The organism is Candidatus Nitrotoga sp. AM1P, assembly GCF_013168275.1.
Lineage (GTDB): Bacteria > Pseudomonadota > Gammaproteobacteria > Burkholderiales > Gallionellaceae > Nitrotoga.
The window spans coordinates 1,128,547-1,144,658 of the sequence record NZ_AP019547.1 but is presented as its reverse complement, the minus strand read 5'-3'; the positions used below and the strand labels follow the sequence as shown (position 1 = coordinate 1,144,658).

General features: G+C 50.3%; 20 protein-coding genes. 12 read left to right on the top strand and 8 right to left on the bottom strand.

The features are described from left to right. Positions 1-677: 677 nt before the first annotated feature. Entirely contained in the window at positions 678-2,192 is a 1,515-nt protein-coding gene (locus tag W01_RS05095) for a hypothetical protein (protein WP_173052655.1), read from the top strand. A 108-nt stretch (positions 2,193-2,300) separates the two neighbouring features. Here W01_RS05095 and W01_RS05090 read toward each other — a convergent pair whose 3' ends face one another. Continuing rightward, positions 2,301-2,582, bottom strand: a complete 282-nt coding sequence (locus W01_RS05090) for a hypothetical protein (protein WP_173052653.1) — start codon at positions 2,580-2,582, stop codon at positions 2,301-2,303. Positions 2,583-2,624: 42 nt separating this feature from the next. Here W01_RS05090 and W01_RS13885 point away from each other — a divergent pair, with 42 nt between their 5' ends. From W01_RS13885 to W01_RS14655, 3 genes are all read left to right on the top strand, one after another. Beyond that, on the top strand, positions 2,625-3,314 hold the full coding sequence (locus W01_RS13885) for a hypothetical protein (protein ID WP_173052651.1): 690 nt from the start codon (positions 2,625-2,627) through the stop codon (positions 3,312-3,314). A 5-nt stretch (positions 3,315-3,319) separates the two neighbouring features. Then, positions 3,320-3,703: a DUF7674 family protein gene (locus W01_RS05080; RefSeq protein WP_173052649.1), complete on the top strand. Its 384-nt coding sequence runs from the start codon at positions 3,320-3,322 to the stop codon at positions 3,701-3,703. A 129-nt stretch (positions 3,704-3,832) separates the two neighbouring features. Beyond that, positions 3,833-3,910, top strand: coding sequence for a CPCC family cysteine-rich protein (locus W01_RS14655; protein WP_198421386.1), 78 nt, complete (start codon positions 3,833-3,835; stop codon positions 3,908-3,910). 92 nt (positions 3,911-4,002) lie between these two features. Here W01_RS14655 and W01_RS05070 read toward each other — a convergent pair whose 3' ends face one another. Together W01_RS05070 and W01_RS05065 are read right to left on the bottom strand one after the other, a co-directional pair. After that, on the bottom strand, positions 4,003-4,413 hold the full coding sequence (locus W01_RS05070; RefSeq protein WP_173052647.1) for an ankyrin repeat domain-containing protein: 411 nt from the start codon (positions 4,411-4,413) through the stop codon (positions 4,003-4,005). A gap of 27 nt (positions 4,414-4,440) precedes the next feature. After that, positions 4,441-5,265 carry a hypothetical protein gene (locus W01_RS05065; protein WP_173052645.1) on the bottom strand — a complete coding sequence of 275 codons (825 nt, stop codon included), beginning with the start codon at positions 5,263-5,265 and terminating at the stop codon, positions 4,441-4,443. A gap of 92 nt (positions 5,266-5,357) precedes the next feature. On the opposite strand from W01_RS05065, the gene W01_RS05060 reads away from it, so the two are divergent. After that, positions 5,358-6,047 (top strand): hypothetical protein, encoded by a 690-nt coding sequence (locus W01_RS05060; protein ID WP_173052644.1) that lies wholly within the window; start codon positions 5,358-5,360, stop codon positions 6,045-6,047. 170 nt (positions 6,048-6,217) lie between these two features. Here W01_RS05060 and W01_RS05055 read toward each other — a convergent pair whose 3' ends face one another. Next, positions 6,218-6,511: a hypothetical protein gene (locus tag W01_RS05055; protein WP_198421352.1), complete on the bottom strand. Its 294-nt coding sequence runs from the start codon at positions 6,509-6,511 to the stop codon at positions 6,218-6,220. Further along, a complete protein-coding gene (locus W01_RS05050; RefSeq protein WP_173052642.1) occupies positions 6,508-7,410 on the bottom strand; it encodes an ArdC family protein in 903 nt (300 codons plus the stop codon). The genes W01_RS05055 and W01_RS05050 overlap by 4 nt, the downstream gene beginning before the upstream one ends. Before the next feature lie 237 nt (positions 7,411-7,647). Between W01_RS05050 and W01_RS05045 the strand changes: the two genes are divergently transcribed. The 6 genes from W01_RS05045 (at position 7,648) to W01_RS05020 (ending at position 11,619) form a co-directional block, all read left to right on the top strand. Beyond that, entirely contained in the window at positions 7,648-7,800 is a 153-nt protein-coding gene (locus tag W01_RS05045) for a hypothetical protein (protein ID WP_173052640.1), read from the top strand. Between the two features lie 277 nt (positions 7,801-8,077). Then, complete coding sequence (locus tag W01_RS05040; protein WP_173052638.1) at positions 8,078-8,263, top strand: hypothetical protein; 186 nt, start codon at positions 8,078-8,080, stop codon at positions 8,261-8,263. 208 nt (positions 8,264-8,471) lie between these two features. Beyond that, the gene (locus W01_RS05035; protein WP_173052636.1) at positions 8,472-9,113 is read left to right on the top strand and encodes a hypothetical protein; all 642 of its coding nucleotides are present in this window, start codon (positions 8,472-8,474) and stop codon (positions 9,111-9,113) included. Then, on the top strand, positions 9,110-10,237 hold the full coding sequence (locus W01_RS05030; protein ID WP_173052634.1) for a helix-turn-helix domain-containing protein: 1,128 nt from the start codon (positions 9,110-9,112) through the stop codon (positions 10,235-10,237). Before W01_RS05035 ends, W01_RS05030 begins: the two co-directional genes overlap by 4 nt. 4 nt (positions 10,238-10,241) lie before the next feature. Further along, a complete protein-coding gene (locus W01_RS05025) occupies positions 10,242-10,475 on the top strand; it encodes a DUF2188 domain-containing protein (protein ID WP_173052632.1) in 234 nt (77 codons plus the stop codon). 112 nt (positions 10,476-10,587) lie between these two features. After that, the gene (locus W01_RS05020) at positions 10,588-11,619 is read left to right on the top strand and encodes a hypothetical protein (RefSeq protein ID WP_173052630.1); all 1,032 of its coding nucleotides are present in this window, start codon (positions 10,588-10,590) and stop codon (positions 11,617-11,619) included. A 79-nt stretch (positions 11,620-11,698) separates the two neighbouring features. Here W01_RS05020 and W01_RS05015 read toward each other — a convergent pair whose 3' ends face one another. Together W01_RS05015 and W01_RS05010 are read right to left on the bottom strand one after the other, a co-directional pair. After that, complete coding sequence (locus tag W01_RS05015; protein ID WP_173052628.1) at positions 11,699-12,655, bottom strand: BsuBI/PstI family type II restriction endonuclease; 957 nt, start codon at positions 12,653-12,655, stop codon at positions 11,699-11,701. Beyond that, positions 12,652-14,133 carry an Eco57I restriction-modification methylase domain-containing protein gene (locus W01_RS05010; RefSeq protein ID WP_173052626.1) on the bottom strand — a complete coding sequence of 494 codons (1,482 nt, stop codon included), beginning with the start codon at positions 14,131-14,133 and terminating at the stop codon, positions 12,652-12,654. Before W01_RS05010 ends, W01_RS05015 begins: the two co-directional genes overlap by 4 nt. A 367-nt stretch (positions 14,134-14,500) precedes the next feature. On the opposite strand from W01_RS05010, the gene W01_RS05005 reads away from it, so the two are divergent. Continuing rightward, the gene (locus W01_RS05005) at positions 14,501-15,337 is read left to right on the top strand and encodes a hypothetical protein (RefSeq protein WP_173052625.1); all 837 of its coding nucleotides are present in this window, start codon (positions 14,501-14,503) and stop codon (positions 15,335-15,337) included. Between the two features lie 13 nt (positions 15,338-15,350). On the opposite strand, the gene W01_RS05000 is transcribed toward W01_RS05005, so the two are convergent. Beyond that, complete coding sequence (locus W01_RS05000) at positions 15,351-16,049, bottom strand: hypothetical protein (protein WP_173052623.1); 699 nt, start codon at positions 16,047-16,049, stop codon at positions 15,351-15,353. Positions 16,050-16,112 lie beyond the last annotated feature (63 nt).

Sequence of the window (16,112 nt, the reverse complement as noted above, 5' to 3'; positions counted from 1 at the left end):
CGTCGTGTGAGTTAACATTATGCTGAGACACAAGCTCAGTGGCAGCGTCCAGACAGTGTGATTGATATGTTTGTCTATTCTTGCTATTCACTTTTGCATCTCCTTTCATTTTGCGTTTGTCTCCGCTAGGCGAGAACAGTTTGGTTGCCTTAAATACTGGCGCACGACATGACGACCGCGTTGCCATTGGTCTTTTGATATTCCTCGCCAAAAGAGCACATCCTTGTTTGTTGAAGGAGGTCAGGTGTCTGAGGCTATTATTAATTGTGCATGAAGCGTTCGGCCTGAGCTTTTTGCCAAGGATTGCAGTTCGAAGCAAAATATGATTCAGCATAGAAAATATACCGCGACTTATTCGAACTGTCTACCAGACTGCCCGAAATCCTTCTTCTTCTTCTTAATCTTAGAAACATTGATGAATATAAAAAAAGCAACTGTGCTCTGTCTATAACGATGTATCGCTATGTACGTAATCACACAGACGATATCTTTAGAGCTAAATACACTTATAAAACATAAAACGGTATCGTGATTTGTCGAAAATAGTATCGATCCGGCAGCACCAGCAAATGGAGATGTTGTCCAGTATGCTACATAGCTATCATTTTACTTTATGCTGATTGGCATTAAGCGCTAAGGAAATGCCAAGCTGCAATCAAATAATGACGGGAGGGGCCGTGTACATTCCGATCTATCGAATTGCCGCAGTCGTTGCCGTCCTCCTGGTATTCGTTGCTGAGCCATTACAAGCTTTAAGTTTTGATTGCCCCCAAGCAAATGAGGAAACAAAAAAAATGGTCATTTCCTCGCCAGAACTATCTATGTTGCATAAAGAGTTGGGCGATGCATTTCTATCTCTATTTGCCGAATATAGTACTCCCGATCAAGAGGGAGCGCACTTACTTACAAAGGAGTGCGAGGCACGAGATCAGTGCCAGACGACAGCCTGCCTGGTTGAATTCTATAAACAGGGTCTTGTTATATACTATGAACACCGTCTTAAGGCCTTGGCACCACCAGTTCCGCCGTCAACAGTTCTATCTCCGGCAGCGCAGCCTTCCGCTTCGGCCAGTAAACCTCCAAACATCATACAGGAGTGCGATGCGCTGGCTGCCCATCCAGACGACCCTGAAGCCTTCACTGTTGGCATCTCCGACGAAATACTTGATGCACCAACAGTAATCCGTGTTTGCGAGGCGGCGGTCAATGCCGAGCCGCAAACGCCGCGTTTGCGTTTCCAGCTGGCGCGCGGGTACCTTAAAGCTGACCGGATTGAGGATGCAATCGAGCAGCTCATTGACGCTGCTCAAGAAAGCCATGGGGGCGCGTTGGCCTATCTCGCCGACCTTCATGTCGAAGGTGTGCCGGGCATTGAAGCAGATCCGGTGCTTGCACGATCTTTATACGAGAAAGCTGTTGAATCCGGTTTCGAACCGGCCAAAAAAATAATAGCCGAATTCGAAGACAAAACTGACGAATATGCAAAGGCCGAGGCAGAAGAAAATGTAGCCGAGAAGGCCACCGTCGCGTCAAATGCGGCAACTCTGAAACCATATGCCATGCCGGAAATTATTGAAAATATCTACAACAGAAAGTTCGATGATATTTCGTCCAACGAAAGTTGGACCAAAAAATATCTGATTAATATTGCTGACAATATTCGAGCAATATGTGAAAGCAATTTTACTCAACGAGAAGTCGATGGACTCAAGGCAGCGGCTGACGCTGATCATTTTAACCTCGGCCAAGCCGAATTCGGAGCGACTTTGATGAGAGGACTGGCCTTGCTGGCGCAAGTCATAAAAAACCCAAACTTATTGATGTCGCCAGCCCCTATCGCGAACGATCCATTCGAGGCTGGCATGAAGGATACCGAAGCGCTTTTGCAGCGGCACCAATGTAAGACGCCAGGACTCGAACAGTTCGCCAAGAATCTGAAGGCATATGTTCAGAATGACGAAGCACCCCTGCCAGCACCTGACGCGATCATGAATGCATGCCTCAAAGATCCAGCCCCGAGCAGCTATAAGGCCAATGATTTCTGCCTCTGCTTCACCGGTGGGTTGAGCAATGCCCGCGTGTCACAAGCCAACCGAAAGGGTCTTACGAAAAATTTCAAAGAAACTGCAATGAATATAATGAATATCGAAAAAAACAGAGGCAAGTTTCAGGCCTGCCAAGAGGGATTTTAGCAGCCAGCGCCTTTTATCTAGAGGGGAATGCAAATGGTCAGAACCATGAGACGCACAATATTTGCGCTTTGCATTGGCGCACTGGCTTCTATTGCAATGCCCTCCGGATCACTGTTTGCACAGTCCAACTGGCAACAACAGCAAGCGCAGCAGCAGCGCCAACAAGAGCAGCAACGTCAGCAGCAACAAGACCAGCAACGTCAACAGCAACAAGCGCAGCAGCGGCAGCAGATGCAGGATCAACAGCGTCAACAGATGCAGGCGCAACAACGTCAGCAAATGCAGGATCAACAGCGACAGCAGATGCAAGCGCAGCAGCGCCAGCAACTGCAGCAGCAGCAACAGCAACAGCGGCAGGCGGCGGAGCAACAGCGCCGACAGTTGCAACAACAGGGAAAGCTAGGAACGATGCAAGGCGGGAAGCCAACCGGAATGGTTATTTCCGGTGGCGTTCCGAAGATGGTTCGACCTTTAACGGCGGGAGAGATTCAGCGGGGCTTCACCGGTCGCGTCACAACCGATGGGCGTGCGTTGATCAAATTTCAGGGGCGTATTTTTACTGTTCCTGCCTCCCGCGTCTCGGGACTGAGTGCTAGGCTCGCACGCCAGAGGCAGCAGCAGGCACCTAGATGGACAACACAAAAGCAAAGCCAAATTAGCGAAAGTGTCCGTAGCCTGTTGCTGTCTTCCACAAGCAAGGTAGCAATTACCTCTCGCCTTGAATCAGCTCAACTTGCCAGACTACAGAATACAGGATTTCATGAAGATTCTGTAGGTGCATCCAGGGTTCCTAATGCACAGAACGCTGCTTTACATGAAAAGTACAAAATTGAATTACGGCGTGGAATGGCTAAACCTTCTGTAAGTGATGCACAGCTTAGTCAAATTGTTGATTCTTTATATAGAGAAAACGCAGCGATTGGTAGCGGAAGTACCGCTGATGCTGTACGGTTTGAGAGACATACTGGTCAAACAGTTGGTGGAAGGCAGCATATCCAAAAGGCTGAAGATTCAATTCGATCTTTGGAACGATGGAAAAGAAATAATCCAAATGCGTCTGCACAAGACAAAGCCGCTACAGAACAAATTTTACTAGATCTTAATGATGCTATTGGAAAATAATAAATATGGACAGACATCAAATAATCAAAAATTTTATCCTTGTGACGCCTACCTTTTCTTCTTGCTGGAAAGACTATATAAATTATTGGGAGCAAGAAGATCCAGGTATCTCCAATGATATTCTATGCTATGTAAACTATTTTGTAGAAAATTTCTCAGATTTAACAATAGAACAACGAAAAGCCACATTAGAAATTGTAGAAAATGGCCTTACTTACGGCGATTCATCTGTAAAAGACGCGCTAGCAACGTGTTTTTTGGAAGCACTTATAACGGCTATTGATTTAAAGAAAATTGATTTTAATACCATTAACTTATTAGGTAATAAGTCAACCGAATATTGTAGAGCTTGGAACGATTTTTCTAACGAAGAGCGCAATATTGATTAATATAACTTTCATATTTACTATTATTTAGGCCGTGAGATGGTATTAATTATTGAAATAAGCAATGACTGATGTGAAAAAATTTATGGCGTGTCCCTGCTGTAAGCAAATGACGCTTTCAGAACGAGGGACATATGTCCAATCTGCGGCTGGGAAGACGATCCAGTACAATTCGATGATCCTATTATGCAGGCGGGGCCAACAAAATAAGCTTTGATAGTGCGCGTAAGATATGCGCCAAAAAAATGAAAAAATAAACTGTTGTTATTCGCCATTTTATACAAACTTGGAAAATTTTATTTCTAAAGAGCGGACAATTCCTTAATTTTTGCTTTGGACCAAGCCGGAACGCCCTGTTCGCATGCTTGCCTGACTTGATGCTTGGTCAGCAGCCGCCCTACGGCATAATCCCTGGCCCACTCGATGGCGAGATCGGAAGCGTACCTGCCAAGCTTATCCCGGAGCAAGTAATTGCATCTCCCGCTGTTGACCAGCAGCCGGATGCAAGGCCGCGCGCCTAGCGCTGCGGCATGGTGTAACGGGGTCATTCCCTCTTCGTCTTGAAAGTTTACATCAGTGCCATTTTCCAGAGTGTCATTGATCCAGGATGTGTTCTTATTGCGAACAGCTTCAATCAGCAGATACCCCCTTATGTTTTTCGCCTCGGAATCCGATGTGGTCAAGACAGCATCAATATCTTGTTTGTCGATCATAGATACCCCCTCTTTTCTCTCATAGACTCAGTTGCCTGCCGTTGTATCGTCATGCACCCTGTCCCGTAACGGGTAGAATCGATAGGTGTTGCAATTGTATATCGCTGCTTCCGCATCATTTATATCCATATAGCCGGGAGGTCTTCCACCTGCCCTTAGCAAGAAAATCTCGCGTGTACATCGAACGCCCCGCGGGAATAGCTCAATATAGTGAATTCTGTCAGAAGCTGCGGCACCGCGCAGAAAGATATGAAGAACGTTCAGCCGTGTCGCCACAAACCCATATCCTCTACGGATTTCCGTTGACTGGATGAAGCCATCCTTTTCCTTTGCATATGTGAAAATGGCATGCTCAACATTCTCTTGAAGACGTTCCTCTACGCGAAACATTGTTCCCCACCGTTCCGGCAGGATATTCAATTTAATTGTTTCTGAAATCTCATCTGTTACGCGTGCAACCAGGTAACTATCGGCCATCCCGGACAAAAATTGTTTTGCGTCCTCTGTATCGCTTGCGAGATAACCATGAACTGCCAGTGCCTCCTTAAGGTTATCTGCATCATCGCTCAGTTCGTCTTCCATAAGGATTCCGGCATGGATCAGAAATGTTTTCAAATCATCCAGCTTGCGCAGTTGCAAAAAACTTTGGCCGTTTGCAAAGCGCCTCAAAGCCTCTTCTTTGAATTCCTGATCATCATCGCCTTTCAAAGGAGAATGCCGGATTGCCGGGCATAGCAATATGCGATTTGTCACCGTCTTCCACGGCAAGGTCTGACCGTTGCGCGACTCGGCGGCGCGATAGTTGTTCAGAGCCCGTCTGATCCTGTCGATTTGCCAATCCGTAAAATTCATTTTTCCTCCTGACAAAGCGGTACGAGGAACGCGCGAGGTATCCGGGATAACAGGACTCATACCATGAATCCAGAATTTAACTGGAGATCATGATGCAAACGCGATTCAAAAATCCGCTTTCCGGCAAACCCTGTACTGTCGAGTCCACCGATCCCAAAGGTCTCCCCACATTCACGATTACACCGCGTCAATTAACGCCGCTGCGCGCAAAACTTGCCGATTCCATGAGCACGGTCCTGAAGGTTGTGCTGACAATGAGCTGCATTGCTTCGCAAATATACCACCCCCATCTGGATTGGTGGAATACCATTCGCGCCGTTTTGATGTACGTCATCGCGTATTACATACTGGCATGGTTCGTCAGAAGAATCTTTCACCGCAAAACGATCATTGTCATGACCACAGATGAAATACGTGTCCGCCGCTGGTTTGGGTGGCAGCACTTTGATCGTAATCTGGAGCATCGCTTTTTGCTGCACGTCCATGACCGTACCAATGCCGAACAGCAACGTCACGAGTATGAAATCCGCCAAGCATCCGCAAAAGGCCGCGTCATCCGGAAAACGGTGTATTACGGAGAGTCATTCCATATCGTGCTGCTCTATGCAGGGCACCGAAAGGACATGCTGAACGTGTACGGCCATAAGGAATCTGTCGCGATCATTGCCCGCCTGCAATATTGCGACCGTTGCCTGAATGAAGCCGTCAACATGGGCGGTGGTATCAACAAGCGTCCAGAAGACGAGTGGAATCACACTCCCGGAGGATTAAATGATGTTTGATATTTGGGCCGGACTCAATCCGCGCAAGCAAGCGCGGGTTCGTAAGGGGACGGGGCGAAGACCGGCCCCACGGGTGGGGGGCGCGGGTGGCCACAGGCCAGGGGCGCGATCTTCCAGAATGCGATGACCTCGGCAGGACGTGCACGAAATTATTGATAAACACTCAGAAATCAACGAGCCCGAACAAAGAACTGCCGGGGGTCTTCCTGCGGTTGCGGCGCTGCATGTTCAAGCCATGCGCGGACATAGGCGGCGGGGCCGCCTTCGGCGTCAACATTTTCCGCTCTTTCAAATTTCGACAGGTAACCGGTTTTGGTCATCGGCAGGGCGCGGGCGCTCCGGATTTCCAGATGCGCGAGCGCGTAGCCGTATATCTCGCGATAGACCGGTGTCCAGTCCGGGCAATAGCGGACCTCGATATTGAGGCCGCGCCATTGCATCGTTTCGACGGCGTATTCGATCATGCTGCGATTGCCTTTTCGCCTTGCAGGGTGTGAAGGAAATCAACAGCCCGTTGTGCGTGTGCCGCTGCCGTAAAAATGGCCTTCCTGTCTTCTCTCAGCACCTTGAGCCAGTGCGCCAGATAGGCTGCATGATCTTCCCTTGGCTCCGGCGTGATGCCTAGATCCACAGAGAGAAACGCGGCCCCCAGTTCGGCAATTAATTCCTCGGCGGCGTAGGCCTCATCCCCGAAGCGTTTCCCTAAAATGCGATTGAGGCGCGAAGGGTGGGAAGTCCAGTGCGTCAGCTCGTGCGCCTTGGTTGATGCATAGCTCTCCGCGTCCCTGAACGCCTCCGCTGGAGGCAGTTGGATCAGGTCCAGCGCGGGGGCGTAATAGGCCCGGTTTCCACCATGCCGGAACGTCGCGCCACTGGCGGCGAAAAAGGCTTCCGCTTGCTCGATCAGTTGCAGCGTTTCGCCTTTCGGCTCCGGTTTAATCTGGTAGCTGTCAGGTAGCCCCTCGATCTGCTCCACATTAAACACGGTGTACCCTTTCATAAATGGAATTTCGCGCTCGATCTCCTGCCCGTTATCGTCAGATTCGGTCTTGGTGATCGTGTTCGCATAGACCACAAGTGAACCGTGTTCGCCTTTCCGGACGTTTGCGCCCAGCTCGGAGGCTTGCTTAAAAGTCATCCAGCGCGATGACGAATACCCCTTCGCCATCGCTTCCCCCCAGAGCAAAAGGATGTTGATTCCCCGGTACGGCACGCCGTTATGACGCAGTGGCAGGGTGATGCGGTCGGTGGTGTTGCTGGCGCTCCACGGCTTAAACCATGGGCGCGTGCCTTGCTCTAGGTCGGCAATGATCTTGTTTGTAACGCGGGTGTAAATGTCTGCGGTGTTGGTGGCGGTTTTCATGATTTGTCCTTTCGTGTGGGCTATGGGGTTATTTGCGCTTTTGTTGCGCGAATACCCCTGCCATGTGGCGAACACGGGGGACGCAGAAGCAAGGTTTTGAAGTCGGAGACTTTTTTGGGGGGACCGCGATTGTTTTTTCTTTTGAGCGGGGGAGCCAAAACCCGGAGGACAAGGCCTTGCTGGCGCGAGGGGGCTGGTCCCCTTAGCGTTTGTGCCATTGAAAACAGCGGGGGGCGAATGGCCGCCGCAATTTATTGGTCGTTGCGACAGGGGGCGTTACCGGATGGCCGAGACCCTGAAAGTGGCTCGGTGCGCAAAGCGCAGAGCACCCGGCCCGCTGACATCGTGGGCGGGGTCGCCAAAGAATTGCTGAGAATCTGCTTCATATAAAAATGGGAGCGATAGCAGGATGTGAATCTGCATCCTTCCTGCCTGACCAACGTATCCCCGCATGGAGTGATCAGTCATTGAGCACCGTCCCTCTTTTGCGGATCACGACTTCGTCGTCCTTTCTGGCGCGTTCGTAACGCAAGAATTCAAATACCGGCAAGCGGCAAGCGCTCCTCCTCTGACGTTGCGGCCCTGAGGGTGCCATACGTGAATTCCCGCGCATCTCCGGCCTTACAAAAGGTCGCGAAAATGCGGCCTCCAACATCAGGAGGTAAAGATGAAAACTTACATCACAACCATGGAGGAACTTCAGGGTAAGCCAGTGAGCGAACTGCACGCCATATTCCGCAAGGCTGCTGAAATCGCCTATGCAGAGAACAATCTGCCGCTGGAGCGGGACACTGCGAAGAGGACAATCGAAAACGTCAAGAACGTGCTGCGAAACAGAGGAGCGGAATGTTGAGTTATGGCAATCTATGCCAGATCAGCCTCGGCTTTTCCTCATTCAGGGATACCTGATCGCTGGATGATATAAGACAAATAAGACGGAACCGGCCAATTCATCTAACCAGATGACTTTTAAAATTTTAGGCTGGTGCAATATCAACTTCTTGTTTTTCTCCCTCTCATGCGGTAAAATTTCCGGAAGTTAATTACAAATGGAATTCTTGATGGCGACCATACTGCATATTGAACCGATTGCTGCCAAGAGCGCTCTGGCCCGACTTGGACTGAACGAGGAGGCATTGCTTGAGGCGGCCAAGCACGGCTATCTGGCGCGGAGCAACTGTACGGCTAATCATCCCCCGCTTTATGCACCCTTTGTTGCCTGGGGAGAAACTGTGCGCGTGCTGCGTGAACAGCTCACCACGATAGGCTGGAAACGCAATGATGAAAAAAATTACTCAAGAATTATTCATCCGGATGGTTATTTTGCAATTGCGGTGGCAACCGGCGACGAAGCGACTGGAATGGCGAGTGGTTTCCCGTGCAACAAGTCAGTGAAGGGTCCAAGTACCATCGATGCGATAGAGATTAACCGTTTACAAGCTTGGCTCCCAGGCATGGGACCCGACGAATTGCAGAATGACCCCAAAGAGGGTCAGCCCATGACTTGGCTGCTCCTGGTCCACCATGCTCTCAACGAAATTCGGTCTGAATTGTCTCAGCCGTTTGATATTGGTTCGAATGGTCGAATCAACGGCTGGCGCGAACGAATTCTGCTGCGTACGATTCCGCTAGATTTCGACCCGCAAGAGATTATCCCTCCCTCGCAGCCTGATCTTGATGTTGCAGTTCGGCGAAAGGCATGAATGAATTGCTTGAATTCAATCCAAAACGATTGACGCTTGCGCGCCGCCGTCGTGGACTGACGAAAACAAAGTTGGCGGAACTGGTCGGCGTGGAGGTGCGCTCGATTACAGGCTACGAGAGTGAAGAGTACAAGCCCGATCCAGAGCGGCTTATTCAATTGGCTGAAAAACTACATTTTCCAGTGCAGTTTTTCTTTGGCGACGACTTGGATGAAATTTCGCCCGACATCGTGAGTTTCCGTTCGATGTCAAAGATGACTGCTGGTCAGCGTGATACGGCGCTTGGGGCTGGAGCGATTGCTTTGCTGTTGCATCAATGGGTTGACGTGCGCTTTGACCTGCCCCGAGCAGAGTTGCCCGACCTCAGCCAGGAGACCAGTCCTGAAGCGGCAGCAGAGACATTACGGCGGCTCTGGGGGCTAGGCGAACTGCCGGTCAAGAATATGATTCACCTTTTGGAGGCCAAGGGAATACGGGTTTTTTCTTTGTCAATCGATACGGTCCAGGTTGATGCCTTTTCGATGTGGCATGCCGAAACCCCTTTCGTGTTTATGAACACAAAAAAATCATGCGAGCGCAGTCGATTCGACGCGGCGCACGAACTTGGCCATCTCGTGCTTCACCGACATGCTGGAGCGCGAGGACCGGAAGTTGAGCGAGAAGCTAATGCGTTTGCTTCTGCATTGTTAATGCCGCGCGCGAGTGTTTTAGCTAATGCCCCACATATGGCGACGGTGGATCAATTGGTGCGGTTCAAGGTCTTTTGGACAGTTTCTGTCGCGGCACTGGCTTATCGCCTGCGCGATGTCGGGTTAGTCTCCGATTGGCATTACCGCAATTTGTGCATCGAAATTGCTAAACGCGGCTATCACAAACGTGAGCCGGAGGAAGCGCCTCGCGAGACATCCCAGGTTCTCGCGAAAATATTTGCCGCCTTACGTGAGGAAGCCGTTACCAAGCTGGATATCGCTGATGCTCTCAACGTTCATGTTGAAGAACTGGATCAGTTGGTGTTTGGCTTGGCTTTGACGGGTTTGAGTTCTAGAAATCGCGTCGCGGTGACCTCGACGCGACGACCGCAATTACGGGTAGTGAGCTCTCATAACGACGTGAAGAAAGGGTAATGCCATGACCAAAAAAGATATTCATGTGGTGCCGCACAAAGACGGATGGGCCACCAGGAAGGAAGGAACTACACGCGCGGGGTCTGTTCACGACACCAAAGTTGATGCATTAAAACAGGGGCGTGACCAAGCTAAGCGCGAGCAGGTTGAATTGGTCATCCACCGTAAGGACGGAACGATTCAGGATAGCGATAGTTACGGCAAAGATCCGTTTCCTCCCAGAGACAATAAGCACTGAACCGAAGGCTGTCTGGCATTTCCGACTTGCTTGAAGGCCAGGAATTTCCTTCTCATCAGCACTAAAGGCGTCGCGGCCTTTGCCAGCGATCATTCAGCTATGGAGTCCTTAAATGTTCAAAAACTTGCTTCGCTCATTGGAAACAATCGAGAAAACAAAACAACTTTCAATTCCGATCAAGACCGATAGTAAAGGCTACATTGACAAACAGTGTCCCAATACCGACTGCGAATTCCTTTTCAAGGTGAATGAGAACGATTGGAGAAATATATTTCGCGATGAGGTTGTTTGGTGTCCAATGTGCGGGCATTCTGCTGAACCAAAGCAGTGGTTTACAATCGCGCAAGTTGAACATGTAAAGACTGAAGCGTTGACTGTCCTGCAAGGACATATTAACCAGGCCATGCGCGATGACGCGCAGAAATTCAATAGTAGAAAGTCACGCAATAATTTTATCAGCATGTCGATGAACGTTTCCGGTGGGCACAGCAGGACGTTTATATTTCCAGCGGCAGCGACTGAAGCTATGCAGTTGGAAATTCAATGCGAAAAGTGCTCATCAAGATTTGCGGTGATCGGTTCAGCTTATTTTTGCCCTGCATGTGGGCACAATTCCGTTGAACGTATGTTTCAAGACTCTCTTCGAAAGATACGAGCAAAGAAGGACAACATGGAGCTTGTGCGCGCAGCTTTCGATGCAGTTGGTAAAAAGGACGATGGCGAGTTAACTTGTCGCTCGCTGATAGAAACTTGCTTGCAGGATGGCGTGACTGCATTCCAGAAATATTGCGAGAAGCTCTATGAAATGAATCCGGGAGCCGCCACGCCCCCCTTCAACGCGTTTCAGCGCCTTGCCCAGGGAAGCGATCTTTGGCATGCTGTCATCGGAATCGGCTACAACGATCTGCTTAGCACCAAACAACTTGATGCTCTTAATATATTATTTCAAAAACGTCATTTACTTGCTCATAGTGAAGGAATTGTTGATGACAAATATATCAAGATGTCCGGGGATAAGACGTATAAAGTTGGCCAGCACATAGGCGTTTCTGGTTTTGAAGTTGATGACCTTGTTGAATCCCTTACCAAGCTCGCCACCGGCTTAAGAGCATCTGCGCATTATCCGCCTGCTTTAATCGGATGACGAAGAATGTCACGCCAGAGGTCTATTAGAGATTCATTGATTATTTTTATTCCAAATGGTTTTAAATACAGATTGTTCGTCATTCGGTGACATATGGCCCAAGGAAGCGCACGCCGTTGAAGTGAATCAGGTGTGATGGTGCATCAGCAACCCACACTTCGGTTTCCCATGCGATTTCACCAAGATACCGCCCCATGATTGACCGATTCGGGAATGCAGTCACGTATACCAGACCAGCAGTTGATCCAGCAAACAACTTGGCCAGTTCTGCATGACGTTTTCCATCGACTGGACCATGACTCGTGACAGACTCCACCAGCAGCAGCCAATTTTTATCGACGAAGTGGAGCACCACATCAGGCATCTTGCCATGTGAATCCACATCGACACCCAGCTCGGCCAGCAAGGGCGCATCGAAATAGCCCCATTTGTCGCCAGTATCCCCTGCATAAACCAACACACTACCGGGTGCAAAACGCGGGCCAAACTCTTCGACGATGGCGCGGATTAACTCGCTATGTTCGCCGGGACTAAGGGTAATTTCTTTACCAGGCGCAATCTGCATTGGGATGCGGTTTTGCTCGCGCTCCATCGCGTATTTTGCCGCCAACGTCTGACTTAGGGACAGATAAGTCGTCAAGTTGTCGTGCCATTCGGGGGTGCCAAAACTACGCAACAGCGTTAGCACAGCAGGAGCAACCTGATAAACGGCCTTGGGGCTGTTCACCGGGCGATCTGATTTGTCAGGGTTGTAGAGGGCAATCCCGGCATCAACGAACTGGTGCATTGTCTGGCGTCGGAATGTTTCTCGCGTGTTCGGCGCGTATTCCTTGCCGTAGTGTTTCCGCGACCAGTCCATGATCGGTGTGATTCCAACAAGTGGATTTTCAGCCTGTGCCCACGTCTTGCCAGGGGAGAGATTCAACAGCGCCAACAAGGACAGCGCGGATCGTTCGTTGTGCTGCGCACGCGGCAGACCAAGAGAAATGAGGATTTTATGCGCCTCGTCGATATGATTGTTATTATTCGTTGTCATGCGGTCAGGTTATTCAGTTGTTCATCAATCATGTCCTGCGTAGGCTCGCCGCAGCGTAATGCCCATTCTCCAAGCGCCATCAGCGCTTTCCGACTCGGATACTTCATCATCTTGAGATCGGTTGCATTGACTTGGGTATGCCCACTCGAACGACGGAAGTTTTCATCAACGCCGGTCATATTGAGGTACATAGCCAAGCCACGCGCAAGTGCTTCTGGTAAACCGTGCTTGTTTTCGTGATACACGTTCAGGTGATTTTCTAGACCCAGCATTTCAGAATCGCCAAAAGTGTCTGGCTGCACAACACTGGCAACGATCCGGCGTTTTTCTTCTTTTGATGAAAAGCGGCGAACAACACAATAGAAGCCATTCGGATAAAGCCATTTTTCCGTCTCAGCGTTACGCTGGATAGCATTTGGCTTTTTGATTCCCGGTTTCGGCCATTCGATGTTTTGTCCAGAAAAATGTGCTGGATACAGCAGTGGTACGGTTCCCGATTCTGGCATCTCACGGAGATGCTCTTTCAGCCTAAAATCGACAACCGGCCCGGTCGATGCTTTTATACCAATATCCTCCAACGAATAGCGAATTGCGGTTGAAAGCTCAATGGCGTTACGCTCTTGTGAAGTCGGCACATGGATGAAACGCTCGGAATCATCAGGGAACACGATCCGTTTAAAGGGATGCGTATTCGTCACGAGGTCGTCGAAACTATCATCGGTCGATGTGGTCACTGTCACGTCACCTTGCTGTCCACCACGTTCCAGCAACAGGATGATGTTCTCCTGCAAAACATCATCATCCTTGAAAGCCTTGCTGCGTGACTCGAACAAGTGCATGTGTCGAATTGCAGCCCGCTCAAATATAAAATCGCGAAAAGGCCGGTAATACGGCCCATTGCAGAAGCTGCGCGGGATGATCGCTACGATCTGCCCGCCAGGTGCAGCTAACGCTACTGCCAGTGCTACAAAGGCCGAATACAGATTAACCGTCTCAATACCGACTGCGCGCAACGTCAGGCGATGCGCTGAGTTGCTATTAATTTTCTTATAAGGCGGATTCAGAATAGCGTGCGTAAAGCCGCCTTGGCCCTGCTTGCAGAGCATCGCGGCATGTTCGATAAAGTCGTCTGTCATGATCTGTGACTTCACGGCTAGACGTTCGCCATAAGCCGCCATCGTTTGCGCAAGGTGCATGCGCATTGCCGGGTCGATTTCATAAGCACACGCCTCCACTTTGGCAAAGCCAAAGCCGCCCGCTGCCCAGCGGTCAAGAAACGCGCATGACAAAGCGCCAACGCCAGCACCTGCATCAAGCAGAGTGCAGGTCTGCCGGCTACTGACTGGGAACAGGGACGCCATGAATCGAGCGACGCTCGAAGGCGTCAAGAACTGGCCGAATTCGGCCTTGTGCTTCTGAGCGGTCAGTGGTGCAACCTTGCGACGCACGTTGTCGGCGTGTTCAAGTAGTTGGAGCATTCCCGTTCCTCATGAGTGCGGCGAAACGACGCCGACGTGTCTGTAAAAAGTCGCTCGCGACATTCCCATAGCGCCCAGTGATAGCCGTAACGGGCAGACCAACGGGCTCAACACCGTCAAAATGCATCGATTCGTGTCGAGTCCGTCGCATACCGCCCTTTGATTAATGGCAGCATTTTATCTTATAGGGAGGCAGTTTACTCCCGTTTTCAGGCGCTAATTGGTGTTTATACCCACGATTTTGACTTGTCGAATCACTCATGACCATTAACGAGAAAGTAATCTCTTTTCCGTAAGATATCTGTGAGCAGTTCTTGCCTTTCAGCAAGACAGCTACCGATAACGTGAATTTTATGGAAAAGAAAGATTGGGCCCGGATCAGGACAATGACAAGATAAAGGGTGCATCCGGCACGGATGCACCCATCGCAGATCGTAGCGATCTGCGATGGGTGCACGGAAAGCGCGTCGCTCCGTCCGACGACGAAGCCGATAAAGATTTCGAGCAAGATATATCCCGCATGGCCAACGGTTTCCGGCAAATAAGCAAGGATGCCATTTCGGCCATGCGGCAGATAGTGAGTACCAATCCCCACTCCGAGCAAAACCGGCAACGCAATGCTGATAGTCAGAAACAACGCGAGAAAGACCGACGCGAGCTGGAAAACTTAGCCGCATGGAGCGCGAAAATCGTGACCGTCGGTGGAGTCCAAATGACCAATGGGGAAGCACAGAAGGCCAGGCAGGGCGTGATTGATAATGCTGATCACTACGCCCGTTGGGTTGTCGAACAAGGGCGCATCAGGCCTGATGAAAAAGAGGAGTTCAAAGAAGGTCTCAAGTGCAATAAGGAGCTCGAAGACAAGAGAGGACGAGGAACGATTACTGCATCCGAAGAGCAGGAATTGATAAAGTGGGAGCGTTCACGGCTTGGACAGGCTGGAAATATAGCGACTGGTCAGTATCATAAGGACAAGGGTGCACTTCCCGTTCTTAATTCAGGCCAAGCGGCTACGGATTCTGAGCTGAAATCTAAAGCAGTTTCTGCGTCTCCATTGGATGAGAAACTGTTTCAATCCGCGCCAAATCTTGGCGCGGACTTTGTGGCAGCGCAGGCAGCGCAAACGCCTCTCGACGAAAAGAAACAGTCTCCTGTGCCAATCGCTGTCTCGCCCGATATAAAGGGCACTGGCCTGAGTATCTAGGATCGATGGGCTTTTATTTAAGCGCGGCCAAACCATACTCGGTATAGCGTGCATAAACCAGTACTGCATTGATGATTGTCGCTCCATCGGGGAGCGAGCTGTAAAGGATGCCACTGGTAATTCCAGCCGATGGGTTATCAGGAAAATCGTTGACGCTGCCGTTCACGTTGCCGGAAATCGTTATAAGCGCAGCGACTGCCTTGTAAGAGTCATCGGACTGCCTTTCCACGGAAAATCCTTGCAACATAACTCTGTCTCTGAACGATTCACCCTTGCGAATCATGGTGTTCAAAGAGCCGCAACCCTGCCTCGCGAACTTTCCTTCTCTTGCCAATTCATCGCAACGTCGCATCGCGTCGGCTTCTGGCGCTTTCAGCAGCACTTCGGGCGGCGTACCGGGCTTGCGCGCATCGAAGAGCCGCACGTTTGCCATACGGTTGTAGACGCAGATTGTCGAAGCACGGTCTCCCATAGGCTGGTCGGCCTGCAAGATGTACCCGACAGAGCGGTCAGTATTTATCGTAAAGATCATGCCGCGTAACTGCTTGTCTTGGGTAATGAGATCGGCATAGGCGACGGACCGCTGATCTTCAGCCTTAAGTTTTGCGCTCATCGCCTCTGGCGTGGCGCACTCGCCGATATTAACGGCATGGGCTTGGCTGGCAAATAGCGCAGCCCCTGCGAAAAGTGAGATGTAAGAATTTAGACCCATGGTGACCTCCGTGATCTTTGGACGGTTCTTGCATCCCTTGTCACATGTGGCGTGGGAGCAAGC